Below are 26,760 nucleotides of genomic sequence, written 5' to 3'. Positions count from 1 at the left end.
CGCCGTTTACATTAGTTTGTCACCCGAGAAATCAACTGCCGCAGTTCGCGCGCAATTCTCTCTGCGGACGGCGGATCATAGTTGGACAAAACGATGACCGTATATCCGCCCTTGAGATCCGATTCCAAGGCGGCATTGATTCCCGGTGCGCCACCGGCAATCCCCAATCCGCGCGCGTGTTCACTTGCAGCGCCGAATTTGCCATCCGCGGCGGCGTTGACAAACTTCAAGAGGTCTTCAGCAGTAGAGTAACCACCGCCGGCAGCACTTCCACGGGCAGGGCGCGAGTAGAAGTTGGAAATGCGCTTGCCGCCAGCGGCTCCTTCGAGAGTATATCCTTCTGCCAAATTGGGAGTCCGACTGTCGGTTTCAAACCAATCAGTATTGCTCATGCCTGCCGGCTCGAAAATGTTTGCACGAATGAAATCGTAATAGTCCATGCCGCTTGCTTTTTCAATGATTGCACCGAGCAGAATGTATCCGCCGTTGGAGTACTCCGAATTGGTACCAGGCTCGAAGTGGAGCTTCTCGTTGGCAAAGAGTGGAATGAAATCGTTATTGTGACGCAGTTTATCTTTGGGTGTAGCGTCGAACGCCTCGCCAAAGAAATCGCCAATTCCGCCCTGCATCTGCAATAGATGTCCGACTGTTACTTTCGAGGCGGCTTCTTTGTTCGGGTAGTCGGGAAGAAGTTTACCGAGGGTGTCGCCGTACGAAAGCTTCCCCTGCGCGATAAGCATCTCGATACCCATCTCTGTGAATTTCTTGTTGATCGAGCCGAGATTGAATTTGGTGTCGAGTTTATTTGAGACCTTGAGACCTGTGTCCGCGAATCCATACGCTTTGAAGAAGACTGGCTTACCATTGTGAGCGACGAGCGCAACTCCTGAAAAGTCATCGGCCTTGCTGTGAGAATCAAGTGCCGCAGCAACCTCCGTCAGCAATTGCTTTGAAGTCAACGGTTGTAACTTGACGGTGGAAAGCGGTTCGACATCCTCTATTTGGATTCCCAGCATCTTGGCGGGTTCACTACGATCATGCAGCATGGTAAAGGCAAACCAGTCGCCAGCCTTGGTGGTGATTAGCGCCGTGGTTGTTGTGTCGGTGGCTGAGGCAACTTCGTTGATAGTGGCTGACTGCCAGCGCTGGTGGAGATCGAGCATGATCGCCAGCCGAGGTGCGACCGGCCGATTTTTGAGTGCGGCCGGCGCAACATTGGTTTCGAGGTAGGCGCGCATGGTTGCTTCATCGCCTGAGTTAAGCGCGGTTATGTAATCTTGTATCAACTTCCCGCCACGCGTTTCCGAAAGTTGAAGTGCGTTTCCGTTAGCTGTTATCATCACGAACGAGCCAAGCGTCATTAGCGCGGCACATATCAGACTGCGAGTCAACATCAAACCTCCATTGGTCGAGTATATGATAGCTATTACGCGCCTTGGCAGCGAACCGTTGCGAGATTACGAGAGTACTGATGTTAAATATTGTTAACGGGAAATGCACAAGGTGGAAAGCTTGGACAATTGTCGAGGCAGTTACTTGCCAGTCGACCGGCACTTCGCCAGCCAATAATACTCAAGCTCAGTGATTTCAATGTCGTCGGCGAATCGAGCCAGTGCAATCTTGATCTCCTCGCTCCTTGGGAAGTTCTTCAACACACGATGAGTTGTACCGTCTTTGAGCGCGCGATCCTGAAATGTATTTCCGGATTCGTCGGTATGAGCAATAGGCGTACTGCTGCCCTCGACATAGCGATTATCAAGGAATACCATCAAAGAACCGGTCGGCAGTTTCTGACTGAGTGGCTTCAAGAACTCCGCCAATTGTTGTTTCGGTACGTGCGACCACCAGAAAGCGCATAATAGGGCGTCGAAATCGCCGGCGATCTCTTGCGGACGGTAAGCATCTGCAATGAGGAATGTTGGCGCGACGCCATACTGTTTCGTTTCGGCGACGGCGATGACTTCGGGATTGATATCGGTGGCTGTGATCGAAAGCGCACTACGCGAAGCAAACTGCGTCCAGTATCCGGTGCCGCAAGCGATCTCCAATACCTTGCGGCCGGCAAACACTTCCGCGATGCGCGATTCAAGCAGACGCAAATTGCTTTGACGTTCCGGCTTGTGATAGATGGCTTCGTACTCGTCGGCGCGGCGGGCGTAGTATTGTTTCATTGCATCGTCGGACAAATCAAGAATCTCCACCGGCAGTTCTTAGCCGGCTTGTTGTTTCTTCCAAATTGTGTACGTCAATCCATCGCCTTGCTTTGTATCGAACGATTTCGGTCGAGCGGCGCCGGGCGAGGCATAGATGAGGCTGAGTAATCCGTCTTCGAGCTTGTAAATTCCGTGCTGAATTTTGCCTGCACCCATGCCGGCAATATTATGATAGTCAATTTCAAAGGGGCTCTTGGTTTTGTCGACTTTGACATTGGCACGCAAAAACATCTGTCCGCCGAATGAAACGATCGTCTCAGAACCGTTCACCACACGTTTCGCCGAATTGACCATCATTGCTTCAAGTGGATACCCATCTCGAGTTCCGGACACCATCTTCCATTCACCCTGAAGTTCAGGCACTGGAGCGAATTCGATATCGGCAAGAATAACTTTGGCGGTATCTGCTTCACCCTTTCCTCTGGTTGTTTTGGCTGCGCTGCTCGAGTCTGTTCGCACAAGTGTTTCGAGTGCGTGTCCGCTTCCCGGCGAGGTTGTGAACGACTTGGGCCGCGATTTGGAGGTCATCGTCAAACAGAGTCGCCACGAGTCGCCGTCGATTTCATAAATGCCGAGTGAAGTGTTGTCTTTTTCGGGACCTTCCGAAAAGTGCATGTCGATTGTCTTCGGAGTTGCCGCAGAGTTGAGTGTGAATGTGCCCTTGTATGTTGATCCCATGGAGAGTGTAACAAAGCTGTCGTTCTTAATCGTTATCTGTGCGCCGTGAAAGGCACCGTCCGGTTGTTTGACGCCTTCCAATTCGAGCGAGGCGATGTTCCAGGTACCCTGAAGTTTATTGATGTCATCCACGAGAGACTCCGCAAGAAAGGGTCAAGTTGAACTGTTTGTTTGCAATAATATACTGAGCGAGTCTTTGTTGGGCAAGTAGTCAGATCTGGTGGTTGGTTGAGGGCAACACTGGTCACAAAACAGCTCCCGAACAACACACTATAGCTGTAACCGCCGAGGCATCTTCGCCTGCGAGAATCGACACATACCAGCTGACTATTGCGAGCATGTAAGCGGTCTTCTCATCCGGATACGGTTCGGAGAACAATATCTCCGCGCCGGAGCCGAAACCCTTGATCTTGAGGTTAAGCACGAGGCGATCATTTTGGTCGGTGACTTCATAGCGAGCCTGAAACAGCCCGGTCGCTTTGATTTTCCAGTTCCGCCCATCGCGCATTTCGATGCGCCCACCGCCGAGCATTCCGGGGTAGAAGTAGCCGATTTCAGAGTCCGAGTCAGTGGTGCGAATCGAGACCCTGGTTGCGAAGAATCCGACGCGCTTGAGACTGTAGTTTCCGGCCGGCGATTCGCCGATGGCTTGCGAGCCACCAAATTTCTGCCAAGTGAGGTGGGCGAGTGCTTTGTCACCTTGCGAGAGTTCGTAGGTACGCGGCCGTTTCCTTTGGACCTTGGACCACTTCAGCATTTCGGAGAACAAAAGTGACTGCGGTTTCATGTACTCCTCCATCTTGTATTGTCGCTGTTTATGTCTACGAAACGGTCGCCGCGAAGTTGTTCGGCGTTGGTTAGGATTGAGTGCAGATTGTTAATCGAGGCGCCGGTGGCGGGTCCCAAATGAGTAGAATTCACCAACTAGATAATGTCGCGGCCCGCCAGGCGTAGAGCCGCAGCGGTGGGGCGGGGACATATTTGGTGGCGGGTTTGGTGGTGTACTTCTCTGGTGACCTCGGATCTATTCAAGGGAAGGAAAGATTCCAATTGACCACGGACTCTGTAAGAGTGATATTTTGAAATCCACACAATGAGCGGGAGGCAGAGATCGATATGGGCGAGTCAATAGGATTTCGCGACAGAGTTCTTGTTTGCAGCGAATGCAAAGCAGAATTCGTCTTCACAGCTGGTGCACAGATTTACTTCGCTGCACGTGGTTTTGGAGATGATCCCAAATGTTGTCGAACCTGTTACGCCAAACATGGACGCGGCCAAAGTCTGCCAGTTGAGACAGATAACCCCGATCGTTTCGACGGCGGGAACGATGACGACAACAGGGGCGGTAACGACTGCAATGACGGCATTCCGGTAACTTGGGGTCCTCGACCATTCAAACTACCGCCACCGCCGGATCATAATCGGAAGGAATGCGGGGATAACTAAGACAATTGGTCTGATTAGTCCGAAGTTCTTTGCGACGGGTGCGGTTGGTGATAGTGTGAATTGAAGAATGCCGAACCACGGGGCGCGGACCTACGCTCTGTGATTTGACAAATATGCAAAGTAGGGGCTTGGTCTGCAAGTCCAGACGATTGGGTAAAGGGATTCCGGGATGAATCAACGCCCGCAATGCTGATCGAGTTCCCAACGCAACGGATTGTCCACAATGTAGCGCCGTGTTTCGAGTAGGTCGTTCATTGCGGATGACGTGTTCATAATAGTTCCGTTGCCAGAGTCGGAACTGCGGGTCTTTCAGGAATTGACCGGTGAACTTCGTCGACATAAATTTGAAGTAGGCGACGACCTGTCCGAGTGTTGGTGTGGTCTGAATCGACGCGGGCACGCAGACCGAGCCCCTACCGTCGGGGGGGGTGATTTGGACGAGGACTCGCAAACCGGGCCCCTACTGTCGGAAGTGGGTGGTCTGGACGAGGACTCGCAGACCGAGCCCCGTCTGCCGGCAATGTCGGAGAGGGCAATGATCAGGGTGGATGTGATTCGGCATTAGGGGGAATAGGTGTCGACGGTAACGGATTGGAAATGTCGTTCTGTGTCTTCCAGCGACGTGGACGACAAGCTCGCCGAGACGGTTCAAGACCATTGTTTGGTTGGCTATCGAACGAGCAAGTGCTGTTTGTTCCGGACGCAGATTGTCACGAAATAGAAATTACCTTGTGAGTAGTCAAAGCCCTCCAGTCGGATTGACTTTCGACGACGATTGGCACCTTTTTCCATAAACGCAAAATATAATAGATAATATGGTCGTCAATCGCAAATTCGTGGTTGGCGAACAAGCGCAGGCGGATCGGACGGGCGGGAATCATAGTAAGAACGGTCATCATCGTTGTAGGGGCTCGGGTTTGCAAGTCCAGAAAGGGATTTGAAATGAATGCATAGTAGGGGCTTGGTCTGCAAGTCCAGATAGGGATTTGAAATGAATGCATAGTAGGGGGCTTGTTTGCATGCCCGGAAAGGGATTTGACATGAATGCACAGCAGGGGCTCGGCGGTAGGTCCCGCCTTTGTCGGGATTCGCAAGCCGCAACATTTGAAAACGACATTCCCGACATCCGACGCGAAGAGGTGGTTCCGCAAGTTCGATTCTGCGATTTTCGTTCATAATAAGTTGTGGGTGATTCATGCAACAAACTGTAGCTTTGGGCGACCCAGCTACTTTACGCAAGGAGCTTCAGGCTCGCGATAGATTGTTACCGACCATGCGCAATGATGGTGCTTCCTCAACCGAATCTGGCCTTTCGTAGAATGGTAAGCCAACTAGAATGGGACGTTTCGAGACAATTCTACCCTCTGGTGACATCTCTACTTCAAAATCCCAAATGCTGCCGCCGCTACAACCAGCGAAGTTTACAGGTCCTTCGTACACTCATCCTTCACTGCTGCAAAATCCAAGAGATCGAAATTGCTCGATTGCCGATAGTTCTGAAACCCGCCAAACCCCACTGTCAGACTCAATGCTTAACTCCCTTGTCGAACTGGCCGCTTCCCTGATTGACTCTTCTTGTCTCATCCGGTGCGCCTACTAACACAGCCAAGTTGTACGACTTCTCCACACGACGTTGAGCACTAGTGAAAAAGGTCAATCGAATCTAGGCGGTAGAAGCTTTCTTCGCCGCAGTTGGCCCAGTTCAGGTCCACCGTGTGGAAGAACGATTAGTCCAAAGTCAGGTCCCGTCGGAGATTGTTCCAGGTTATAGTAGCCGTGGAAAGTGAGAGATTCTCGAGGGATCGCGAATCTATGTCCATAATCTGCAATTATCATACCAACGAAATCCGCATATTTCTCATCCGACAGATCCCATCCGCGCCCCTTGTCGTCAAAGTTTTTGATCACATGACCGGCTGTCAGCACAGCGAGATTGTCGCCCAAGGATACAAGAGTACCAGATCCGATATACTGTGATATCTTCTGTGCTCCGTCCGCATACATGCGCAGAAGTCCAACAGAGTAATGAGAGACATCAGTTAGTACAATTTCCTTAATCTCGCGCGGAAGATCTTTCACGGCGATAGTCCGAGGTTCCATTTATATCGCTCGACCCTTCAAACATCGATACGAAATTGTCTGAGCATCACGAATTTGTCCTTGCAGAATGTTTCAGTGACAAAACGCGGCGCGGTGATACCGCGCCGCGTCTATTATAGGCAAATCGTGTTTAAACGATTTAGTACATGTCGCCGTAGCCGCCGCCGGGAGGCATGGCTGGGCCAGCTTGGGCACCCTTCGGTTCCGGCTTGTCGCAGATGATGGCTTCGGTGGTCAGAAGCAACGAGGCGATTGAAGCCGCGTTTTCCAGCGCCGAACGAGTGACCTTGGTCGGGTCGATGACGCCGGCCTTCATCAGGTCTTCGTAAACACCAGTCTGAGCGTTGAAACCATAAGCGCCTTTTTCACCCTTCACCTTATCAACGATAACCGAACCTTCGTGGCCGGCGTTTTCAGCGATAAAGCGAATCGGAGCTTCAAGGGCACGACGGACGATCTGCATACCGATCAGTTCGTCGCCTTCAAGTTTCATCGTCGAGATCATCGGGATGGTGCGCAGAAGAGCCACGCCGCCGCCCGGGACGATACCTTCTTCAACCGCAGCGCGGGTTGCATGAAGAGCATCTTCGACGCGCGCCTTCTTCTCTTTCATTTCGGTTTCAGTCGCGGCACCGACGTTGATCACTGCCACACCGCCGGCCAACTTGGCAAGGCGTTCCTGCAGTTTCTCGCGGTCGTAGTCGGAGGTGGTGTCGTCGATCTGACGCTTAAGCTGTTCGATGCGGCCCTTGATGTCAGCGGCCTTGCCGGCGCCTTCGACGATGGTGGTGTTTTCCTTGTCGATGACGATCTTCTTGCAGGTGCCGAGATCGGAGAGGACGGTGTTCTCAAGCTTGAAGCCAAGCTCTTCGGAGATCACCTTGGCGTTGGTCAGGACAGCGATATCTTCGAGCATCGCTTTGCGGCGATCGCCGAAGCCCGGAGCCTTGACGGCGCAAACCTTGAGTGTGCCGCGAAGCTTGTTGACGACGAGAGTGGCAAGAGCCTCTGACTCGACATCTTCAGCAATGATCAGGAGCGGACGGCCGGTCTGGGCAATCTTCTCAAGAATCGGGAGAAGTTCCTTCATCGCGGAAACCTTCTTGTCGTGGATGAGGATATACGGATCCTCCATCTCGGTTTCCATGTTTTCCGGATTGGTGATGAAGTAGGGCGACAGATAGCCGCGGTCGAACTGCATACCTTCGACGACTTCGAGGGTGGTGTCGGTTGACTTGGCTTCTTCAACGGTGATGACGCCGTCTTTGCCGACTTTTTCCATCGCTTCGGCAATCAGGTCGCCGATGAGCTTGTCATCGTTGGCGGAGATGGTGCCGACCTGGGCGATTTCAGTCTTACCGGCAATCGGCTTGGACTGCTTCTTGAGTTCTTCGATGATACGAACGACGGTCTTCTCGATACCGCGCTTGATACCCATCGGGTTGGCGCCGGCAGTGACGTTCTTCAGACCTTCGTTATAGATCGCCTGGGCGAGAACCGTAGCGGTGGTGGTACCGTCGCCGGCGACATCGCTGGTCTTGCTGGCAACTTCACGCACCATCTGGGCGCCCATGTTTTCAAAATGATCTTCGAGTTCGACTTCCTTGGCCACCGTGACACCGTCTTTGGTGACGGTCGGTGAACCGAATTTCTTGTCGATGATGACATTGCGGCCTTTGGGACCGAGGGTAACTTTGACTGCATCCGCGAGCTTGTCTACGCCTTTTCTTAGCTTCTCGCGCGCAATCGCATCAAATTCTATTTGCTTAGCCATTGTATTGGACTCCTTGTAGTGACTGGATTACTTAAGTACCGCGAGAATATCGGATTCGCGCATGATCAGGAATTCGCCGCCATCGACAGAGACTTCGCTGCCGGAATATTTGCCGTAGAGAATCTTGTCGCCGACTTTGACGGACATTGACAGAATCTTGCCTTCATCGGACAAACGACCCGGGCCGGCGGCCACGACTTGACCTTCCTGCGGTTTTTCTTTGGCGGTATCGGGGATGATGATTCCGCCCTTCTTGACCTCTTCCTGCTGAAGCGGCTTGACCAGAACGCGGTCTTGCAACGGTTGGATGTTCATTAGATAACTCCTATTAATGGTAAATGGTGATTGTTAAAGTTGTTACTCGACGTTCAATGTGCTTTCAATTCTGTTAGCACTCATCTCAAGCGAGTGCTAACAATAGTACGCTAATTTATCCGTTCGGTTGCAGCTCGTCAATCGATTTTGAGAATTTTTTCACAGAATCTTGATCAAAATCAACATAAGATGTTGTTGGGTAATAGATTATGTCCAGAATTGTGGCACAAAGTAATGCTACTTTGGAGGTATATAATGAAGAAGAAGCAGAAGAGCCGTAATTGTAATGGTCATTTTCTGGCACTTTTGAGGCCGATCTTGACCAAAGTCAAAGACTTTGGATTGGAGTTTAGCGAGGTTGACTTGCGAAGATGATATGGTTAGTATGGACTAATCTTGTGGACAATAGAAGAACAAGGAATCGCGGCATGGACGCAAAACCAAAGCGAATAGGATACTTCCAAAATGGCTGAGTCGCGCAACATTTCGAAATGGGCGCTGGCGATAATGACTCTCGCCGGGATATTCTTCGGCATCGGGTTCTATACGTTCTACTATGCCAAGGGGAGTTCTTATCTTTCGGACGATCCGAATGTCTGCACTAATTGCCACATCATGCGTGAGCATTTTGATAGTTGGCAGAAGGGGAGTCACCACGGAGTAGCGGCTTGTAATGATTGTCATCTGCCGCAGGAGTTTCCCAATCGTTACATTGTCAAAGCCGAGAACGGATTCAACCACTCGCGCAAATTTACATTCCAGGATTTTCACGAACCGATACAGATACGCCCCTCCAACCGCGAAGTATTACAGCAGAATTGTCTGCGTTGTCACACACAACTTCTCAGCGAGTCGGTCGGGGTTTTTGAACATGCAGATGATCACCAAAACTGCGTCCGGTGTCACCGCGAGGTTGGACACGGCGCAGCGCGTTAGGAGGATATAGAAATTATGGCTCAAGCGAGATCGCGGACATGGGTATATGTCATCACCATCATTGCCATCGCGGCAGCGACATTTGCGGTGATGCTGTTGATGCAGAACATCGCACTGCGCAAGGAAGAGGGCAAGCAGGTCGTTTTCCAGGTTGCCAACATTGACGAGACTGTGGTGAATCCGGCCGAGTGGGGAAAGAACTTTCCGCGTCAATACGATTCGTATTTGCGCACAGTCGACACCGTTCGCACGAGACACGGCGGTAGTGATGCGTTTCAGAAGCTTGATGTCGATCCGCGCTGGCGGGAGTTGTTCAAGGGATATGCATTTGGCGTCGACTACCGCGAAGAGCGCGGCCACGCCTATATGTTGGCGGATCAGGACATGACGGAACGCGTCAAGGATTTCAAACAACCGGGCGCATGCTTGCATTGCCACTCGGCGATCATTCCGGCATATCGTGCCAAAGGCAAAGAAGCCGGTGTTCCCGACAGCGACTCGCTTGGACAAATCATGAAGGGTTTCGAAATCGTCTGCGCAATGGACTATAAAGATGCTCGCACCCTGGTGGAACATCCGGTGACTTGTCAAGACTGCCACGCACCTCAGTCGATGGCGTTACGCGTAACGCGGCCGGGATTCTTGAACGGCATACAGCGACTAGCCGAGAGCGGGCAATCGTTGCCGCATTTGCCAAGTATCGAGCGCTGGCAGAAGGGCGACCGCAGTAAGCCTTACGATCCCAACGTCGACGCGTCGAGACAAGAGATGCGGTCGTTTGTATGCGGACAGTGCCATGTGGAATACTATTTCAAGGGTACAGGAAAGATGCTGACGTATCCGTGGCACGACGGAATCAACATGGAGCAGATCGAAACCTACTACGACTCTGTCGGTCACAAGGATTGGACACACGCGACGAGCGGTGCGCCGGTGCTCAAAGCGCAACATCCCGAGTTTGAAATGTGGAATCAGGGGATTCATGCCCGCTCCGGCGTTGCCTGTGCTGACTGCCACATGCCGTACTACCGCGAGGGCGCTGTCAAGATCAGCGATCATCATATTCGTTCGCCGTTACTCAACATTGCCCGCGCCTGTCAGAACTGTCATCGCTCGCCGGAGGATGAGATTCTCGCCCGCGCACAACGAATTCAGGACAAGACATCGGATCTGATGATTCGTGCCGAAGAGGCAGTCATCGATTTGATCAAGGCGATTGAAGTCGCCAAGATTAACGGCGCCGACAGTTTGTCTTTGACCAAGCCGCGCGACTTTCACCGTAAGGCGCAATGGCGTCTTGATTTCGTCGCCGCCGAGAACTCGATGGGATTCCACGCACCGCAAGATGCGACGCGCATCCTCGGCGAGGCGATCGACTATGCCCGACAAGGGTATATGGAGTTAGTACGCAACAAGGCAGTGCTTACCGCCGAAGCACGTTAGATCACAGATATTCTCCAAATTCATGGACCGGGAGTCGAAAGGCTTCCAGTCTACTTCTTTTCGTTTATCTCAAATATTTCTGTAACATAATCGGGTCACAATAGTCTTTAGGTAGCAGGATGAACGATCTCGACCAAACAGATTGGCTGGAATACGTCGGCGGCAACGATGCCGCTCTGGAACGAATACACTTCAGGCATCAAGCGGCGCTGATGAAGTACTGCTCGTACGCGACCGGTAGCCGAACGCGAGCACAGGATGTAGTGCAGGAGACATTTCTGCGATTGATGAATCAGCGCGGCAAGTTGACAATCAAAACATCACTGGCCGACTGGCTGTTCATTTGCGCGCGTAATCTCTGCTTCAGTCTATCGAAACGTGAGAGGACGCAGGAAAGTGTGGTCGAAGGGTTGACTGAAGCGGCGACGGGGCCGGATGCGGAGACTGCGCGATTTATAGAACAAGTACTTAGCAAACTGTCAGTTGAAGAGCGGGATTTGATTCTATTGCGCGAGCAACAAGGTTACTCGATAAGGGAAATAGCATTACTGTTGAGCGTTACCGAAGAGACCGTACGCGTGCGACTATATCGAGTGAGAAAAAAGATGCAGGAGATAGGAAGGCGATGAATACAAAAGATTGCGAATACTTCGAGCAACTTCTCTCGAGTCGGCTCGATGAAGAGTTGCCGAGCGAACAACAGCTCGAATTGGAGAATCATCTCGCGGTATGTCCGTCGTGCCGCGATTTCGACATCGAACTTACGTCACAGCGGGGAATACTCCAGTCGCTTCCGGATATCGTCGTACCTGATGGATTCAGGGCTGCGCCGAACACGTTGAAATGGTGGAGACGGCGACTGTCGATTCCGATGCCGGTAGCGGCGGCGATTGCGCTGGTTGCGATTGGCGGCTGGTTGTTGGCGCTGCGTTCGCCCGCCAAGTCGAATATTGAGATGTCGGAAACATCGATCATGGTGCACAGTGTCGAAACTGTGCGAGTTCCCGCGGTGCAAGCGGTTCGCGTTGAAAGTGAACAAGACAAATCGAAAAATAACGAGGAGGAAGTGTTATGATTCGAAATACGGCGGTCATCATCTGTATGCTATGTCTTACTGCAGCTGCATTTGCCGCGCCTAAGCCGCGCTATCTGCACGTTGTGGTTTCCGGCGAGAAGGGTGCTGCGAATCCGGTTTGCGAAGGCTCACTGTGGTTCGATATCACGCAAGAGCACAACTATGGCGGTGTGTACTTTATCGCCGGAAACTCTTGCGGGATTACGGCTGAGACTTCGCGCTACCAGTCGAACGATCTTAAATTTGAACTTGTGTTTAACCTTCTCCTGTCGATCAACGAAGCCGGAACCTGGTTAGCAGGAGCAACACGTGCTCTGAACTATGCTGATAAAGATCAAGCTGGTCGGGCGGAACGGACTTCGATTGAGAAAGCACTGCCAATGGGACAGGAAGAACTGGTATGCTCGCACAAGTTGCCGGACGGACGCCAAGTTTATCTGAAGGTGGAACTGCGAAGCGAATTGCCGAGCGATTGCGCCGATTGCGGGCAGTCGGCGGTGGTGCTCAAGTCGTCCTATCTCAAGAACGGCGTCAAAGTATCCAGCGGGACTTCGGGGAGAAAGTTTCTCGCCGAAGCAATGGAGTTTCGATCGGGAGTCGATGAGAGCAGCAGCGATGGCGATCCAGATGAGATGAAGTACATTGTGATGATTTCGATGCCCGGCGCATTGAAGTCGCTAAACGAACGGACTGAGTGTACGATAACCTTCCAGCGTGCCTATCAAATTCGTTCGCGCGGCCGTTCGGGTGGTAGCGGCGAATCGTCAGTCAACTACACTTCGAAGAATACCATGGATGTCGTGCTGGAGCCGGGCAAGGAACTGCGATTGGTCTTTCCGCCCGATACGCCTGCGGTTGAGGGTTATGCCATCGAGGATACGCTAATAATTCTGCCGCGAAAATAGCGGCGAACATTCAGCCATGAAAAAAGCCGGCGACTTGTGTCACCGGCTTTTTGATTTGTAGAAGTCAGCTTAGCGCGATAAGACCATCTTGCGGGTCTGTACAAATTCACCCGCCTTCAGACGATAGAAATAAACACCGCTGGCGACATCCTGTCCGTTGGCGTTTGTGCCATCCCACGTCGTCTCATACACTCCGACACCTTGCTCGGAGTTTTCAAGTGTTGAGACCAACTGGCCCAACACATTGTAGACTTCGATCTGTACCAGATGCGGTCGTGAGAGACTGTAGCGAATCGTTGTCGTTGGATTGAACGGATTCGGATGATTCTGCCACAACGAAAAGTCGGCGGGCAGGGGCTCTCCCTCGATCTTCGATGCCAGAGACGTGTAGACGAAAACATAGCGATCAGTATTGATCCATGTGCCGGAGAATGCTGCGGAGATTTCTTCGACCAAGTTTCCCGAGCCGTCGTATGCATTGTCGGTCCGACTGACATTCGCGAACGGCAGGATGTTGTTGTAGACGGTTTGCGTCAGGCGATGACTGCCGTCATACTTCATTGTATCAACGTCCGTGAGCGCCCAGTCGGAGGTTAGCCAAAGATAATCACGTTGCAGTGTGTTGTCGCCGGAGCCATTGTAATCGTATTCACTTTTGGCGTCATTATTCCAAAAGTGTTGTAGAACTCTCGGACACGCAGCGTGAGTCGATTGCTGCCGTCATAGGTTGATGTCCATCGGTAAGTAGTCAACCAGTTTCCGCCGAAGTAGTTGTCGACTACCGATTGAGATTCAAGTCCGGCGCCATTGTAGGTGTAAGTCGTACGGGTTACGTTGCTCCAAGCACCTGTCCATTCTTGCGTGATTACAGTTTCGACACGGCTGGAGCCATCATAGGTATAGAGGATTCGCGCCGTACCAGCGAAATCTGCCCCATTCCAACTTTGCGATTCCATCACGGTCAGGCGATTGCTGCCATCATAAGTCATGACACTGCGTGCGCTGTTGGCCCAGGCAGACGAATCGGTATCCCAGGTTTGAAAGAGTATTGATGCGATGGTTCCAGAGCCGTTGTAGCTCCAGATCGACAGTTCGTAATTGTCCCAGGACCCGATCCAGAATTGCGAAAGGTATGTATTCACCTTGCTGCCAACATATGTGTAGGTGCCGTGTTCGGTAAACTGCCAGGCTGCTCCAGTCCACAAGTATGAAGTATCAGAGGTGGGAAAGAATGCCTGGGGACGAACGGCGAAAGATTCCAATGTGGCTCGGTCAAGCTGAACACCCATCGCCTGAGCTTGCAGGGCTGCCGCCGCAACAGCGACGTTAATGCGCGATTCGATCGGCATGTTCGCGGGCGTAGAATGTTCCAACACTCGAAGCATGAAATCAATAATCTTAGAATCTCCAGGTTGTAACTTGGCGGCGTGGGCGAAGGAGTTCATCGTGCAGCAGGCGAGGACAACTGCGGCAACAACGGCGAAAAGAGCATTTCGTTTCACTGTGGTCTCCTGATTTTTGGGGCATGTTGTTATCTGCAAAAAGTAACAAAAATGGATTGATATTGTCAAGATTAAACTTGTGGAGAAAACTTGGCGTTGGTTGTGCCGGCGGTTGAGGGTTATGCTATCGAAGATACGCTGATAATACTGCCGCGAAAATGAAGTCGAAAACTCAACCAATAAAAAAGCCGGCGACTTGTGTCACCGGCTTTTTGATTTGTAGAAGTCAGCTTAGCGCGACAAGACCATCTTGCAGGTCTGTACAAATTCACCCGCCTTCAGTCGGTAGAAGTAAACACCGCTGGCAACATTCTGTCCGTTGGCGTTTGTGCCATCCCATGTCGTCTCATATACTCCGACACCTTGCTCGGAGTTTTCAAGTGTTGAAACCAATTGCCCCAGCACGTTGTAAACCTCGATTTGTACCAGATGCGGCCGTGAGAGACTATAGCGAATCGTCGTCGTTGGATTAAACGGATTCGGATGATTTTGCAACAGGGCAAAATCACCTGGAAGCGCGGTGTCATCGACCTTGACGGCAACCGAAGTATAGACAATCACATAGCGATCAGTGGGAACCAGGATCCAAAGAAGACGTAGCTGATGACCTCGACCAGATTGCCGGAACCGTCGTAGCTTATATCATCGCGGGTCACCTCATTGCCGGGAATGTCCCAGTGGACGCTTTGGTTGTTCTGGTTGAGGCCGTTGTATTTGAAAGTATCGACATCCGTCGCCAACCAAGCCCCGCTGATCCAGTTAGATTCCCGCTCCAGAGTGCGGTTGCCAAGTCCGTTATATTCAGATTCGGATCTTGACTGGTTCTCCCAAACCGACAGGCCGATGTTCCAGGATTGATTTATCGCTGAAGTCGGGTGATGGTTGCCGTCATATACAAACAATGTCCGCGTCTGATCCAAGTAGGTGAAGCCCAAGGCAAGTTGGTTCAGCACCACAGTCAAATCGCCGCGCCGTCGTAGGTATTGGTGCTCTTGTAAAGTTCCATCCAGTCGGGGTCGGCCCAGGTATAAGATTGGATCGTCACTACGCGCGAACTGCCGTCGTAGGTATTGACGGTCTTGCTGAGATTGGTCCACGCGCCGGTATCCCAGTGTTCGGTTAACGTTTCGGTTGGAAGCGCACCGGTGTATGTCGTCGTATAACGGAAGGCATCCTCCCAGGCAGTGCCGCTCCAGTTTTGCAAACGATAGGTGGACAGATAGCCGCTGCCGTTATAGCTGTAGACTAAGTTCGTGCGCATTTGCCAAACGGCGCCTGAGTATTCTTCAGTCATCACGGTGTTCTTCTTGCCACCGGTATAGGAATAAGTGGTGCGCGTATCGGGCACCCAGCTGGAACCGACCCAAGTGTAGGTTGTATCGGAGGCCGGCATAAACACCAATGGATTCCGGGTATGTTTCATCAATGTAAGAGCGTCGACATCGCTTCCTACGGCCGCGGCGAGATCGGTTGCTGCATTGACGGAGGCGGCGATGCGCAAGTGCATCGGCAAGTCGGATGGAGTTGCGTAATCGATATACTGATAGAAGAAATCGAGGACGACAACATCAGCGGCTTTAGGGTTCGCCGACTCTGCCGGCGGGCTTGCAAGAATTAGGGTCAGAGCGGCCAAGGCGAATTGGATAACAATAGCAAATTTCTTCATAGTAGAGACCTCCAGTTTGGCTCAGTATACAGGGTTAGTATCAAGAATGCTCTGTTGTACTTACGTTGTCAAGGGACTAATGTTTTGTTTTGAATGCGAGATAGCAGCAGTCCGGAAAACTAACTGTTCGGCACGTCACGGAGCGCATCGGACCGCCTGAAAACATGTAGTTAATCAAGTAGACTGCATCGGAGATAGTCACTCCACCACCAAAGTCGGAGTTGGCGAAATCGTCAATCTTGCACGCGAAAGATATCTGAACAATCAAAGCTGTCCTGATTGTTTCTTGAAAATCAAATGCGTACATACTACTTTGATTCACAAATAAACTCAAAGTCAAACTACGAGGGTACAAAAGTGGCTACTTTTACTCGAATTCTCACAGCACTCGGACTGGTGATGTTGTTTTCTGCCGGGTGTTCGGATGATGATTGTCCGACATGTGGCGAACAGTTGGAGGTCTTGTTTTACTGCAATGTTGGTTTTGCTCCAGAACTTCCAACAAACGGTCAATCGACACTCTCAATAGGGGCTGGATTCATAGGAGACCCGGTGCCGGAAGTAACAGGATTTTCATGGTTCGAAAGAACATTGTACCGAACCGATAACGGATTTCCAGTTTTCAACGGAGACATCGACACCGGCTATGTGAAGCATGTGCCGGTCGTCATGATGATTGACGGAGACTCAATTGAACTCGATATCGTAATTCCGGAACCGACGGAGCTTCTATCTCCCGGGGCAGCTTGCCACCAAATGAATCCGTCGAAGTTAATTGGTCAAAATCGCAAGATGCGGAAAAGTACTTTCTTAGTGTTCAGGTGTATTCCGTCTCTCCCGAGCTGATGGTTTACCTGGACACACTCGTCTTCACGACTGACACGACGCATACAATTGCCGCAGAGTATGTAGTGCCAGGTGCAATGATGGTCATCCAGCTTGGTGCAGGGATTGGGGTATCCGGGGAGCCAGGTGAATTGGCTAACTTCCATTCAGGGCGCCTATCGGGATTTCTGGTGGGATCCTACAAGGCGCCATGGATTGTTGCCGGAATTAGATCAGGTCTGATCGAATACTACTCAGAGGATACGGAGCTTGAATGAGACGATACTCCTAACACCCCGCACACGGTGCAGCACCACCCGAGAAAATGAAGCTTATTAGATAGACAGCGTCGGAAATCGAGACTCCACCACTGCAGTCGACGTCGGCGGCTTCTGCCGGATTCGGCGCCGGACCACCTGAGAAAATGTAGTTAATCAAGTAGACTGCATCGGAGATAGTTACTCCACCGCTGTTGTCGGCATCGCCACAAACATAGGGCGGATCGATGACGGTGACACTCACGCTGATAGTGTCGGCTTTGAATGGCGCGTCTGAGTCAACTGCCATAATCGTGAAAAAGTAAGTCGCGTTGAAAGTCGGCGTGCCGGTTATGGTGCCGGTCGTTCCCCCATTGAAGTTACAACCAAACGGCAAGTCGCCGCCGAGGAATGTCCAACTATAAGGCGCGAGCCCGCCGAGGGCAGTCATCTGGACAAAGTAAGGCTGGCCGTTGTAGGCGTCAGGCATCGTGTAATTCTGGATGTGCATCGCTCCGTCACAGGCATCACCGATACCGTCGGAGTATTCGTCATATTGGTCGTCGTTGACGATTGTCGGGCAGTTATCGCACGCGTCGCCATAGTTGTCACCGTCGAGATTGCTTTGCGAGAGGTTAACGACAAACGGACAATTGTCAGAGATATTGGCAATACCGTCATTGTCGGCGTCGGAGTCGCACAGGTCGCCGATACCGTCGAGGTCGACATCATCCTGAGTCACGTTGGCAGTCATTGGACAATTGTCGAATACGTCAGCAACACCATCGTTGTCGGTGTCGGTCGGGTTTACGAGGAACTGGTCCATGAAGATGGCAGCATCGCGGAGATTGATAAACGGACCGATATGGCCGCCGGCACCCTGTGGGATGCCTGTCTGAATGAGCAATGAACGCATCTCTGCCGGTGTTAGCGGTCGTGCGAGAGTGAGAAGGGCGTACGACTGCAATGCGCTGACTGCACCAGCGGCCACTGCCGAGGCTGAACTGGTGCCGTTAAATGTGGCCGTATACGATTGTCTCGAATCGCCGCCAAGAATCGCGTGTGTGCCGTATCCGCCGGTGAACACCAATTCACCCCAAGTTTGCACGTTTACGCGATTGCCGTATGTGCTGAAGCTGAGCTTGTTATGGCCAGTATTGGCGGAACCGGCGCCGATAATTATCGATTTACTGTCACCGCGAGCCATGTAGGTCGCGTACGGCGCGCTGTCAAGATTCTGGTCGCCGTTGCCGGCCGCAGCGACAACGATTACGCCTTGGTCGCCGCCATTTTTTACGGCGGTCCAGACTGATGAGCTGTATTCGGCCGGGGCATAGTCGCCGCCTGCGCCAGTGGTTTGCATCTCAAGCAGGACGACATCACCGGGATCAGAGTCGGCAATTGCGTTGATGATACAAGTTGTCCGGCGCGAACCTTGTTCAACAGAGATCTCCGGATAGACATTGACGCTTTCGACATCGGGGGCAATTCCGGTTATGCCATAACCATTCTCAACACCGGCGGTAATTCCGACTGCCGAGGTGCCGTGGTCGGTGCCAAAAGGAGAATTCATTGTCTGACCGGCTTCGACCACGATCGGAATGTCCACTAAGTCTTCGTGATCGACATCCCAGCCATATTCGCAGTCGCTGTAACGCACGCCTTGACCCTTGCCGCCGCGAGCCCAGAGGTAGTCAACATTCAGACCGGGATTAGCAGAGCGATATCCCTGAAGCGGAACATAATTCGGGGTCGGCGGGGCATAGTCACCCGGAGGCGGGGGATTGAGTTCTTCGAGAAACACCCATTCGACTTCGGGAAGGTCGCGCAGAGTCTCTGCTGCACGAAGCAATAGCTCATTTGTTGCATTCGCAATTCGGACGACCATCATTCCGCGCAAGTCGGGCTGTTCGATGCGGGAATACTCAGCGGCACGCTGTTCGACTTTGTCGATTTTGGCATCAGGAAGCTGAATCAATTGCTCGAACTGGAGATTGAGAGAAGCGGCAGTACGAGCCACGTTGTCAAAACTTGCTTTCACGAGGGATTGCACACCGCCGTCGACGGTGGCACGCATCTTGAGATTGTCGCGAAACTTGACCTGCAGTTCATATTGCTTGCCAGGCTGAATAATGAATTGCTCGCTGGTCAATTCGGTGCGCTTGGCAAGAGTTTCGGCAAGCGATGGTAAAGCGAACAAGACAATTAGAACAAAAGATGCAGCGATCATACGGTAGGCAGTGCGTAGAGCGAGGGACATGACGGATATCTCCAATCTCAAGAATATGCTCGTGTGGTACTATTAATAGTAAGACGTATGGCAAAACAGAATGTTTCGGAGCGGCAGCGGTACGTCAGTACAAGATACGCGGAATGGCGATTTTGTCAATAGAAGGTAGTTAGCGGTTCATTTCGTAGATGAGACGTAAGCCGTCTAATGTGATGTCGGGGAGAACCTCAGTGATGTATTTGGAAGCCGGCGCAATCAGCGAAGCCAAGCCGCCGGTAGCGACAACCTTTGGCTCGGAGCCAAGCTCTTTGGCGAGTTGCTCGATGATGTACTCAACCTGACCGACGCCGCCGAGATAGAATCCGGCCTTCATGGCGTCTTCGGTGGATTTGCCGATCGGTGATTTCGGGGGTTCGAATCCGATCTTGAAAAGCTGGGCGGCGCGATGGGCGAGTGCGCTTTGGGCAGTTTCGATTCCCGGCGCGATCACGCCGCCGAGATACGCGCCTTTGGCGGAGACGACATCAAATGTCGTTGCGGTACCAAAATCGACGACGATGCACGGACCACCGAATTGCTTGAATACGGCAACCGAGTTGCAGATGCGGTCAGCGCCGATTTCCGGCGGGTTCGGATAATCAAAAGTGATATTGAATTTCAGGCCGGAGTTGACGACCAACGGCTCGATATGGAAATGATCGATCGACATCCGGCGAAAAATCGGGTCAAGGCGCGGAACCACTGTGGCAACGATAATGCCGTCAATGCCGGAGAGATTCTTCATCTGCATAAACTGATGCAGAACAAGCGCGGACTCATCCGATGTGCGTCCGTGGTCGGTGGCGAAGCGCAGAGAACTGGCCAATTTGTTGCCGTTATAGAATCCGACGACGATGTTGGTATTACCGATGTCAATTGCCAAAAGCATGGACGAAATATACCGGATATTGCCGGGAGTGCAAATCAAAATGCACTTGCCATGTGGCGCGATTCTGCTACCATTGGAGCATGAAAAGAATCACAATATTCGCATTGGCAGTATCATTGCTTGCGCTTCTGACAGCCGGCTGCAGTAAAAAATCGTCGGAAGCTCCATTTGATGGGGTAAGCGGGGCTGTATCCACAAATCACGTTGTTGATCAAAGTGCAATCATCCCCGACAGCATCACATTCAAGTCAGAACTCCAGCGTTTCACGGTAATCGAGCATCTGGTCTTCCTCGGCGAACGCGATACGGTCCGAAGGGCAGTGACGGTTACGTTCCGTCGCGTGCTGAATGACAATGAGTTTATTCGCGCCGAACGCGATTTCTCCGGATTCGTGTTCGATGGTTCATATTGGCAGGCGTTGCCGTACACCAAGGCACGTCACGATTCTTCGCGTGTTGATATTGGTTACAACTTCCCGTCCGGTGGGCTCGATTGGGACGCCGGCCACAAGTCGGGGCGTATGCACTATAACTGGCGCGGTGTCAAGGTTGGGGTTGAATTCAGCGGCATCGAGGCTGTTCAAAGCAACACGAATGGCGAAATCAATCGGCGTTCGCATGGCATCGGCAAAGGCGTAATGACGTTTGGCGCCGACACCCTGGCCGGTACTGTAATCTACGAGCTAATCCAGCTCGATGGGTACAATCCGATCAACAAGGTGAATGCCGGGATCGAGTATACCAACTATGATTGGATTGCCTTGCTTGATGGCGAGACAACGTTGATTGCTTCATCCGATTCGACAACAGCAGGCGACAAGATATTGAAGAATTTTGCGCTGCTTCAAACCAATAGCGGTTTGAGTTTCGCAGACGGCAGTGCGAAGGTGCGAATCAACTCTGACGGACTGACTCGTGACCGCAAGATCTATGACACGATTGCACTGAAGAAGTCTCTTTCGATACCGGAGCTGAATCTGACGTTTAGCGTTGACTTAGTAGAACCGAGAATTTTCTACACCAGCGGATATTGTTTGTCCGTGGTGTCGGGGACTTTGGAGCATGCGGGCTCGACCAAGTCAGTTTGGGGTATCGTTGAACACTGGCAGCAACCAAAAGCTGACGGGAGCGTGTTGCGATGAGTGATTTGGATAGGGAGATGCTTGAAGACGCTGCCAAATTGTGGTTAGCTCACGACGGGCTTTGGTTTCAAGAAATCGAAAAGGCATTCGGGCTGGAAAAGGCGATTGAACTCGATAAGAACGCTTGGGCGCGATTCACCGTCATCGAAGCCAAGCGAATCATGGCGCGGCACCACATTCCAGAAAATGGTGGACTGGCGGCGTTGAAAACGGCACTCGGATACAGGCTGTATTCTTATGTGAACGTGCAGGATATCGTCGAGGAATCGCCGACGAGCTTTCTCTTCCGGATGAAAGACTGTCGCGTCCAAAGCGCCCGACAAAGGCAGGGGATGCAGGCGTTTCCTTGTCAGGAAGTTGGAATTGTCGAGTACTCATTGTTCGCACAAACAATTGACCCGGCTATCAAAACTGAATGCGTTGGTTGTCCGCCCGATCCCAAGCACCCGGATTACTGGTGCGCATGGCGATTCAGCATCTAATCTGCATTAGCATCCACTGCACGGCGCCGGTCCGCCGGCAAAGATGTAGTTGATCAACGAAACCGCATCGGAAATAGACACAACACTATCGCAATTGCAGTCTCCCGCTTGCAACGGATTCGGCGGAGCGCCTCCACCAAAGATGTAACTGATCAAGGCGACAGCGTCTGATATGCTGACTGACTCATTGTTGTCGGCATCACCACAAACATAGCCGGGATCCGGTGCATTGGTCACAGTGATTTGGACACTCAGGGTGTCGACACGAATCGGATCGGAAACATCTGAAACTGCAATCGTAAAGAAATAGGTAGCACTAAAGGTCGGCGTGCCGGTTATGGTTCCGGCGCCATTTGTAAACGAACAGCCAAACGGCAAGTCGCCGCCGACAAAAGTCCAGTTGTACGGTTCGGTTCCGCCAAGAGCGTCAAATTGAAAATTGTACGGGACATTCAAATACGCCGAGTCGGGGTGATAGCTTTGTATGTGCAACAAACCGTCGCAGGCATCACCGACGCCGTCGTGGTTTTCATCAAACTGCTCAACGTTTGCCACACCGGGGCAATTGTCGCAGGCGTTGCCGAGACCGTCAAGGTCGGAGTCCACTACATCAGGGCAGACGAAATTGCCCCACTGAAGCACATAAAGCCCGGTCTGCATATCGGATGCGATGACTTTTCCTGAAGGGAAGAACGGGTATACATTCCACACGCCGTTGTAACCGAATCCCATGCCGGGGTAGGTGTCGTAACGGGCAACCTCCGATGGAGCAAATGGATTTGATACATCCCAAATGCGTACGCCTTCGGTGTAATGAGCGATGTAGAGGAAGCCATCTCGATAGTACGAGTTGTGCGCGGTCGCGCTCGGATTGACGACGATTTGTGAGATCAACTGGACATTGTGGATATCGGAGATTTCAAATACGCGGGTCCACTGTCCGGATGATCCAATTTCGTCTCCGACAAAAGCATATTGACCATCGGGGCTGATTTCGATGTTGTGGGCTCCCGAGCCGGGGTAATTCCAGTTCGTGATGAAGGTCGGGTTAGCCTTGTTGGAAATATTGAGCACGTCGATACCCTGTCCATAGATAGCGGCAGCGTAGAGCGTGTCGTTGCGGATGTCGATGTCGTGGTAGTAATAGGTGTTGTATTGGCCAACGCGAGCGCCGGGATTGGCTGGATTTGTGATATTCCAGATTTCAAGTCCGCCAACTCCGTGGTTGCCGACGACATAGAGGTAGTTGCCCTCGACCCAGCAATTGTGCGATCCGGAGTTGATCGGAGTAATGGTGCTGACTTGAACTGGGTTGGTAACGTTGGCGAGGTTAAACACCTGAATCGGTTCATTTTCCTTGACCACAAACGCCCAATGGCGGTACACCTTTACCTCCTTGGCATCGCGACCCGGCGTGATAGAAGGCATGAAACCGACCTCTTGCGGCGGCCAAGTGTTGATATCCACAATCGATACGCCCTGGGGGCGCGAACAGATTAGAGCATACTCATTGCCGGTCGCAGAGTCGACATAGCCCCAACTTCCACCATATCCAGTGCGTCCGTGCCAGCGCCCCCACAAGTACAGTGAATCGGAGGCATCGGTTTCTGTCTCCGAGAGTATGGTTTTCAAGTTAGTTGCCGTCTTGATATTTGCCGACGGAAGCGAGATATTTTGAGAGACTTGTGGCTGGGCGACACCGGCGTTTTCCGGTTTGTATGTGTTAGGATTATTGTCGTAATTGAAAGCCGGCGCAGGATTATCGACCCATTGCCGAGATTCACTGATGCCTTGTGAATAAAGCAAGTTCAGTGCTAATAACAGCGCCAGTGCAAAACAGCGTTTTGACATTGTGGATTTCCCTCCGACTTGGCTTCGAGCAGTCCTTTGCGCCCTGTTTCGAGGCACGACAGCTTTCTGCCATATGAGTATCGATTGACTATTATAAGATAAATACGAATTGCGATTAGTAATGTTCGATTAAATAGGTCTAATTTAACGTAGTATCTGAAAATATCAAGCAAGAAAAGGATAGTTGTGCTTCCCTTCCGATGGATGCGTATCAATTATCGTAAATTTTGAGGTAGTTGCCCATTGAGTATAGTTCAGAAATTGCAGGACAATTTAGCAGCATTGCGACAGCGCGACGCTGAATCAAACGAGCTCGTCGATGTAATGCTGGAGCTGTCGGAAGAGCAGATGGTGTCTAACACCTCGGCGGCGCTGATGCTTGCCAAAGAGGGGCTCGAGATTTCGCGGCGGCTGCAATACCCTCATGGTGAGGCGTATTCACTAGCCCTGATTGGCTACACCGAGTACATGTTTGCCGACTTCGAATCGGCATTGGTCGATCTCGAACAGGCGTTGTCTATTGCCTTGGGAGGCCGTTCCGAGATGGGGCAGGCTCGCATTTACAGTGTAATGGCAATGGTGCACCGCAGCCTCGGGAATTTCGACCAAGCTTTCTCGTGTGCTCTGAAAGCACTCAAGATTTTTGAAGCACACCCAGGCACGTTGATGCACGCGTGGATTCTCAACAGTCTCGGTGGAATTCACCACGACCTCAAAGACTTTGAACGTTCACTCAAATATCACCAGGATTCGCTGGCAATGTTTGAGAGATTGAGTCGTGAGGAACCGGACAATGCCGAAATCGGTGTGGGAAAAGCCCGCGCCCTTACAGGCATGGGCACTGTCTATCAGAGCCGTGGGGATCTCAACAAGGCTATGGAATACCACCGGGAGGCACTCGGTCAGTATCGAAAACTCGACAATCCGGAAGGCGAGTCACGAGCCCTCAATGATTTGGGCATATTATGTCAAGAATGCGGCGTCTACGACAAATCACTTGAATACCTGAACGCCAGTATTGCGATTCGCGAGAAGCTCGATATGCGGCAGGCGTTGGCCGGAAGTCTACTCGAACTCGGAAGATTGTACCTTCGCACAAACCGCATTGACGACGCATTGGCTGTCTTGCAACGAGCATTGGATTTGGCGACAGCACTGAAGGCGCGGCCACGTGTCTTCCTATCGCACCAGTTGCTGTCACAGGCGCATGAAGCGGCAGGCGATTACAAGTCGGCACTCACGCATTTTCGCATCTATCAAGATTTGCAGCAACAGGTGTATTCCAATGAGGCCAACGCTCGAGTGAAGAATCTTCAGGTGAGTCTCGAGGTCGAAGGCGCTGAAAAGATGGCTGCTATGGAGCAAGAGAAGAATCGCGAGTTGCAGGAAAAGAACGAGCAGCTTGAGCAGTTGTTGGCAGAACTCAGCGCCACCCAAAGTCAACTGGTACACTCGGAAAAGATGGCGGCACTGGGTTCGCTTGTTGCAGGCGTAGTTCACGAAATCAATACACCGCTGGGTGTTATGACCAGCGCCAACGATGTAATCAAGCGATGTGTGGCTGCGCTGGCAGAGCTACATCGCGACGATGGCATCTCGGTCGATCGCGATAGCAGGCTTGTTCGTGTTATGTTGGAGAATCAAACCGTCCTTGAAAGCGCGCTGGAGCGCCTTTTGGCGCTGATGCGCAGTCTCAAAACGTTTTCCCGTCTGGATGAAGCATCATTTCAGCAGGCTGATATTCACGAAGGTATCAACAGCGCATTGCAGTTGCTCGAACCGGAACTGAATGGCCGCATCAAGCTGGAAAAGAACTTTGGCGAGGTTCCGGCATTTCCACACTATCCCGGCGAACTCAATCAGGTATTTATGAATCTGCTTCGAAACGCAGTTGAGTCAATTCGCGACGACGGCAAGATCTCGATCACTACCAAGAATGACAAACATCGAATCAAAGTGATCATCTCCGATTCAGGAACTGGCATTCCACAACAGCAACTCGAGCATCTATTTGAGCCTACATTTAGCCGCAAAGGCTCGCGAATAAAGGCAGGACTCGGGCTGTTTGCAGCATACAATATCGTAAAGAAGCATCAGGGTGATATCAAAGTTGAAAGCGAAATCGGTCGAGGTACGACGGTGACGTTGGATCTTCCCACGAGTATTGCAGCCCCTCGCTAAAGTAGATTTCTGAAAGTTCTAATCTCTGTCGCGATCCTCGGCAATGAAGCGGGATTACTCAATTTCCTGGATAGCGCGGATAACATCATATGGTTGCTGGGCTGTCATAATCCGCTCGTAAAACCCTTCGTAAGTGAAGAGCTGGGCGAGGGCGCGAAAGACACGAAGATACAAACTGTCGTCATAGGGCGGCGCGGCCATCGCGACAAACACATGAACCGGTTGTCCGTCAGCGGCGTCAAAGTCGTAACCTTCAGTAGACCGCGCGATAGCGATAATCAGTTCCTTGGCCTGCATAGTCCTAACATGTGGGATAGCGATCCCCTTACCGATTGCAGTTGTCGCCTTTTTCTCCCGGTCAAATAGGTCTCTGAGGAGTTTGTTCTTATTTCCGACCTTTCCCGACAGGTTGAGAAGATCAACACATTCGGCAATGAGTGCTTCCTTACGCTCCTGAATTCGCTTGATGGTGAGTATCTGTGCCTCGCCGTCTTCCGGCGGCTCAAATACCGTATCCATTTCCAGCTTAACGAGTTTCGGGGTTAGATAGCGCGAAATCTGCACTCAATACTCCTTTATATAGTATGGGATATCGTCCGGTAAGCCCGAAACCTTATCCCTGCCGAATTTTCGGCACTCTAAATCAATACCGTATAACTGCTTTTGTCAAATGATAGTTGGCAGCTCCCTACGATTATTGACTTTAGCTATTAGCCGTAACTGTTTAAGAATTAGACATTTGCGCTCCTCTTTGTTGAGCATTTTCGCTTGACTCTTTTGGGTATGGGGTTATATTATCGCGGCAAAGAAG

28 protein-coding genes are annotated in these 26,760 nt (G+C 51.7%); 11 read left to right on the top strand and 17 right to left on the bottom strand.

Annotated features, from left to right (window positions below; all coding sequences use genetic code 11):
- Positions 1 to 11 precede the first annotated feature (11 nt).
- The 4 genes from IPH59_06900 to IPH59_06885 form a co-directional block, all read right to left on the bottom strand.
- Positions 12 to 1,394, bottom strand: a complete 1,383-nt coding sequence (locus IPH59_06900; protein MBK7091433.1) for a beta-lactamase family protein — start codon at positions 1,392 to 1,394, stop codon at positions 12 to 14.
- A gap of 138 nt (positions 1,395 to 1,532) precedes the next feature.
- Complete coding sequence (locus tag IPH59_06895; GenBank protein MBK7091432.1) at positions 1,533 to 2,171, bottom strand: methyltransferase domain-containing protein; 639 nt, start codon at positions 2,169 to 2,171, stop codon at positions 1,533 to 1,535.
- Between the two features lie 39 nt (positions 2,172 to 2,210).
- Positions 2,211 to 3,023 (bottom strand): TIGR03067 domain-containing protein, encoded by an 813-nt coding sequence (locus IPH59_06890; GenBank protein ID MBK7091431.1) that lies wholly within the window; start codon positions 3,021 to 3,023, stop codon positions 2,211 to 2,213.
- 112 nt (positions 3,024 to 3,135) lie between these two features.
- Positions 3,136 to 3,678, bottom strand: a complete 543-nt coding sequence (locus IPH59_06885; protein ID MBK7091430.1) for a hypothetical protein — start codon at positions 3,676 to 3,678, stop codon at positions 3,136 to 3,138.
- Between the two features lie 329 nt (positions 3,679 to 4,007).
- On the opposite strand from IPH59_06885, the gene IPH59_06880 reads away from it, so the two are divergent.
- On the top strand, positions 4,008 to 4,337 hold the full coding sequence (locus tag IPH59_06880) for a zinc-ribbon domain containing protein (GenBank protein MBK7091429.1): 330 nt from the start codon (positions 4,008 to 4,010) through the stop codon (positions 4,335 to 4,337).
- Positions 4,338 to 5,990: 1,653 nt separating this feature from the next.
- Here the strand turns inward: IPH59_06880 and IPH59_06875 are convergent.
- The 3 genes from IPH59_06875 to groES form a co-directional block, all read right to left on the bottom strand.
- Positions 5,991 to 6,437: a hypothetical protein gene (locus tag IPH59_06875; protein ID MBK7091428.1), complete on the bottom strand. Its 447-nt coding sequence runs from the start codon at positions 6,435 to 6,437 to the stop codon at positions 5,991 to 5,993.
- 139 nt (positions 6,438 to 6,576) lie between these two features.
- Positions 6,577 to 8,211 carry a chaperonin GroEL gene (gene groL, locus IPH59_06870; GenBank protein MBK7091427.1) on the bottom strand — a complete coding sequence of 545 codons (1,635 nt, stop codon included), beginning with the start codon at positions 8,209 to 8,211 and terminating at the stop codon, positions 6,577 to 6,579.
- Between the two features lie 27 nt (positions 8,212 to 8,238).
- Entirely contained in the window at positions 8,239 to 8,526 is a 288-nt protein-coding gene (gene groES, locus IPH59_06865; GenBank protein MBK7091426.1) for a co-chaperone GroES, read from the bottom strand.
- Between the two features lie 465 nt (positions 8,527 to 8,991).
- Between groES and nrfH the strand changes: the two genes are divergently transcribed.
- From nrfH to IPH59_06840, 5 genes are all read left to right on the top strand, one after another.
- On the top strand, positions 8,992 to 9,462 hold the full coding sequence (gene nrfH, locus IPH59_06860; GenBank protein ID MBK7091425.1) for a cytochrome c nitrite reductase small subunit: 471 nt from the start codon (positions 8,992 to 8,994) through the stop codon (positions 9,460 to 9,462).
- Between the two features lie 15 nt (positions 9,463 to 9,477).
- A complete protein-coding gene (locus IPH59_06855; GenBank protein ID MBK7091424.1) occupies positions 9,478 to 10,905 on the top strand; it encodes an ammonia-forming cytochrome c nitrite reductase subunit c552 in 1,428 nt (475 codons plus the stop codon).
- Between the two features lie 119 nt (positions 10,906 to 11,024).
- Positions 11,025 to 11,534: a sigma-70 family RNA polymerase sigma factor gene (locus tag IPH59_06850; GenBank protein ID MBK7091423.1), complete on the top strand. Its 510-nt coding sequence runs from the start codon at positions 11,025 to 11,027 to the stop codon at positions 11,532 to 11,534.
- Positions 11,531 to 11,980: a zf-HC2 domain-containing protein gene (locus tag IPH59_06845; protein MBK7091422.1), complete on the top strand. Its 450-nt coding sequence runs from the start codon at positions 11,531 to 11,533 to the stop codon at positions 11,978 to 11,980. Before IPH59_06850 ends, IPH59_06845 begins: the two co-directional genes overlap by 4 nt.
- The gene (locus IPH59_06840; GenBank protein ID MBK7091421.1) at positions 11,977 to 12,885 is read left to right on the top strand and encodes a hypothetical protein; all 909 of its coding nucleotides are present in this window, start codon (positions 11,977 to 11,979) and stop codon (positions 12,883 to 12,885) included. Before IPH59_06845 ends, IPH59_06840 begins: the two co-directional genes overlap by 4 nt.
- Before the next feature lie 69 nt (positions 12,886 to 12,954).
- On the opposite strand, the gene IPH59_06835 is transcribed toward IPH59_06840, so the two are convergent.
- The 6 genes from IPH59_06835 to IPH59_06810 form a co-directional block, all read right to left on the bottom strand.
- Positions 12,955 to 13,446: a T9SS type A sorting domain-containing protein gene (locus IPH59_06835; GenBank protein MBK7091420.1), complete on the bottom strand. Its 492-nt coding sequence runs from the start codon at positions 13,444 to 13,446 to the stop codon at positions 12,955 to 12,957.
- A gap of 32 nt (positions 13,447 to 13,478) precedes the next feature.
- A complete protein-coding gene (locus tag IPH59_06830; GenBank protein ID MBK7091419.1) occupies positions 13,479 to 14,387 on the bottom strand; it encodes a hypothetical protein in 909 nt (302 codons plus the stop codon).
- A 231-nt stretch (positions 14,388 to 14,618) separates the two neighbouring features.
- On the bottom strand, positions 14,619 to 14,948 hold the full coding sequence (locus IPH59_06825) for a T9SS type A sorting domain-containing protein (protein MBK7091418.1): 330 nt from the start codon (positions 14,946 to 14,948) through the stop codon (positions 14,619 to 14,621).
- Positions 14,945 to 15,343 carry a hypothetical protein gene (locus IPH59_06820; protein MBK7091417.1) on the bottom strand — a complete coding sequence of 133 codons (399 nt, stop codon included), beginning with the start codon at positions 15,341 to 15,343 and terminating at the stop codon, positions 14,945 to 14,947. Before IPH59_06820 ends, IPH59_06825 begins: the two co-directional genes overlap by 4 nt.
- A gap of 2 nt (positions 15,344 to 15,345) precedes the next feature.
- Complete coding sequence (locus IPH59_06815) at positions 15,346 to 16,053, bottom strand: hypothetical protein (GenBank protein MBK7091416.1); 708 nt, start codon at positions 16,051 to 16,053, stop codon at positions 15,346 to 15,348.
- A gap of 76 nt (positions 16,054 to 16,129) precedes the next feature.
- Complete coding sequence (locus tag IPH59_06810; GenBank protein ID MBK7091415.1) at positions 16,130 to 16,375, bottom strand: hypothetical protein; 246 nt, start codon at positions 16,373 to 16,375, stop codon at positions 16,130 to 16,132.
- 35 nt (positions 16,376 to 16,410) lie between these two features.
- Between IPH59_06810 and IPH59_06805 the strand changes: the two genes are divergently transcribed.
- The gene (locus IPH59_06805; GenBank protein MBK7091414.1) at positions 16,411 to 16,899 is read left to right on the top strand and encodes a hypothetical protein; all 489 of its coding nucleotides are present in this window, start codon (positions 16,411 to 16,413) and stop codon (positions 16,897 to 16,899) included.
- Positions 16,899 to 17,156: a hypothetical protein gene (locus IPH59_06800; GenBank protein ID MBK7091413.1), complete on the top strand. Its 258-nt coding sequence runs from the start codon at positions 16,899 to 16,901 to the stop codon at positions 17,154 to 17,156. The genes IPH59_06805 and IPH59_06800 overlap by 1 nt, the downstream gene beginning before the upstream one ends.
- A gap of 10 nt (positions 17,157 to 17,166) precedes the next feature.
- On the opposite strand, the gene IPH59_06795 is transcribed toward IPH59_06800, so the two are convergent.
- On the bottom strand, positions 17,167 to 19,395 hold the full coding sequence (locus tag IPH59_06795) for a S8 family serine peptidase (GenBank protein ID MBK7091412.1): 2,229 nt from the start codon (positions 19,393 to 19,395) through the stop codon (positions 17,167 to 17,169).
- Between the two features lie 139 nt (positions 19,396 to 19,534).
- Positions 19,535 to 20,293, bottom strand: coding sequence for a type III pantothenate kinase (locus IPH59_06790; protein MBK7091411.1), 759 nt, complete (start codon positions 20,291 to 20,293; stop codon positions 19,535 to 19,537).
- An 80-nt stretch (positions 20,294 to 20,373) separates the two neighbouring features.
- Here IPH59_06790 and IPH59_06785 point away from each other — a divergent pair, with 80 nt between their 5' ends.
- Together IPH59_06785 and IPH59_06780 are read left to right on the top strand one after the other, a co-directional pair.
- The gene (locus IPH59_06785; protein MBK7091410.1) at positions 20,374 to 21,435 is read left to right on the top strand and encodes a hypothetical protein; all 1,062 of its coding nucleotides are present in this window, start codon (positions 20,374 to 20,376) and stop codon (positions 21,433 to 21,435) included.
- The gene (locus tag IPH59_06780; GenBank protein MBK7091409.1) at positions 21,432 to 21,917 is read left to right on the top strand and encodes a hypothetical protein; all 486 of its coding nucleotides are present in this window, start codon (positions 21,432 to 21,434) and stop codon (positions 21,915 to 21,917) included. Before IPH59_06785 ends, IPH59_06780 begins: the two co-directional genes overlap by 4 nt.
- Positions 21,918 to 21,923: 6 nt before the next feature.
- Here IPH59_06780 and IPH59_06775 read toward each other — a convergent pair whose 3' ends face one another.
- Positions 21,924 to 23,768: a choice-of-anchor B family protein gene (locus IPH59_06775; GenBank protein MBK7091408.1), complete on the bottom strand. Its 1,845-nt coding sequence runs from the start codon at positions 23,766 to 23,768 to the stop codon at positions 21,924 to 21,926.
- A 243-nt stretch (positions 23,769 to 24,011) separates the two neighbouring features.
- On the opposite strand from IPH59_06775, the gene IPH59_06770 reads away from it, so the two are divergent.
- Entirely contained in the window at positions 24,012 to 25,949 is a 1,938-nt protein-coding gene (locus tag IPH59_06770) for a tetratricopeptide repeat protein (protein ID MBK7091407.1), read from the top strand.
- A gap of 54 nt (positions 25,950 to 26,003) precedes the next feature.
- Here IPH59_06770 and IPH59_06765 read toward each other — a convergent pair whose 3' ends face one another.
- Positions 26,004 to 26,513, bottom strand: a complete 510-nt coding sequence (locus IPH59_06765) for a PTS sugar transporter subunit IIA (GenBank protein MBK7091406.1) — start codon at positions 26,511 to 26,513, stop codon at positions 26,004 to 26,006.
- Positions 26,514 to 26,760 lie beyond the last annotated feature (247 nt).

The sequence above is a fragment of the bacterium genome (assembly GCA_016708315.1).
Lineage (GTDB): Bacteria > Zixibacteria > MSB-5A5 > CAIYYT01 > CAIYYT01 > JADJGC01.
This window is presented reverse-complemented; position numbering and strand designations above follow the sequence as displayed.

Bases quoted from the DNA above. Each gene is read 5' to 3' on its own strand.
- IPH59_06900 (MBK7091433.1), bottom strand. From the start codon at position 1,394: ATGTTGACTCGCAGTCTGATATGTGCCGCGCTAATGACGCTTGGCTCG.
- IPH59_06895 (MBK7091432.1), bottom strand. From the start codon at position 2,171: ATGAAACAATACTACGCCCGCCGCGCCGACGAGTACGAAGCCATCTAT.
- IPH59_06885 (MBK7091430.1), bottom strand. From the start codon at position 3,678: ATGAAACCGCAGTCACTTTTGTTCTCCGAAATGCTGAAGTGGTCCAAG.
- IPH59_06880 (MBK7091429.1), top strand. From the start codon at position 4,008: ATGGGCGAGTCAATAGGATTTCGCGACAGAGTTCTTGTTTGCAGCGAA.
- IPH59_06875 (MBK7091428.1), bottom strand. From the start codon at position 6,437: ATGGAACCTCGGACTATCGCCGTGAAAGATCTTCCGCGCGAGATTAAG.
- groL (MBK7091427.1), bottom strand. From the start codon at position 8,211: ATGGCTAAGCAAATAGAATTTGATGCGATTGCGCGCGAGAAGCTAAGA.
- groES (MBK7091426.1), bottom strand. From the start codon at position 8,526: ATGAACATCCAACCGTTGCAAGACCGCGTTCTGGTCAAGCCGCTTCAG.
- nrfH (MBK7091425.1), top strand. From the start codon at position 8,992: ATGGCTGAGTCGCGCAACATTTCGAAATGGGCGCTGGCGATAATGACT.
- IPH59_06855 (MBK7091424.1), top strand. From the start codon at position 9,478: ATGGCTCAAGCGAGATCGCGGACATGGGTATATGTCATCACCATCATT.
- IPH59_06850 (MBK7091423.1), top strand. From the start codon at position 11,025: ATGAACGATCTCGACCAAACAGATTGGCTGGAATACGTCGGCGGCAAC.
- IPH59_06845 (MBK7091422.1), top strand. From the start codon at position 11,531: ATGAATACAAAAGATTGCGAATACTTCGAGCAACTTCTCTCGAGTCGG.
- IPH59_06840 (MBK7091421.1), top strand. From the start codon at position 11,977: ATGATTCGAAATACGGCGGTCATCATCTGTATGCTATGTCTTACTGCA.
- IPH59_06835 (MBK7091420.1), bottom strand. From the start codon at position 13,446: ATGAAGTATGACGGCAGTCATCGCCTGACGCAAACCGTCTACAACAAC.
- IPH59_06815 (MBK7091416.1), bottom strand. From the start codon at position 16,053: ATGAAGAAATTTGCTATTGTTATCCAATTCGCCTTGGCCGCTCTGACC.
- IPH59_06800 (MBK7091413.1), top strand. From the start codon at position 16,899: ATGGTTTACCTGGACACACTCGTCTTCACGACTGACACGACGCATACA.
- IPH59_06795 (MBK7091412.1), bottom strand. From the start codon at position 19,395: ATGTCCCTCGCTCTACGCACTGCCTACCGTATGATCGCTGCATCTTTT.
- IPH59_06790 (MBK7091411.1), bottom strand. From the start codon at position 20,293: ATGCTTTTGGCAATTGACATCGGTAATACCAACATCGTCGTCGGATTC.
- IPH59_06785 (MBK7091410.1), top strand. From the start codon at position 20,374: ATGAAAAGAATCACAATATTCGCATTGGCAGTATCATTGCTTGCGCTT.
- IPH59_06780 (MBK7091409.1), top strand. From the start codon at position 21,432: ATGAGTGATTTGGATAGGGAGATGCTTGAAGACGCTGCCAAATTGTGG.
- IPH59_06775 (MBK7091408.1), bottom strand. From the start codon at position 23,768: ATGTCAAAACGCTGTTTTGCACTGGCGCTGTTATTAGCACTGAACTTG.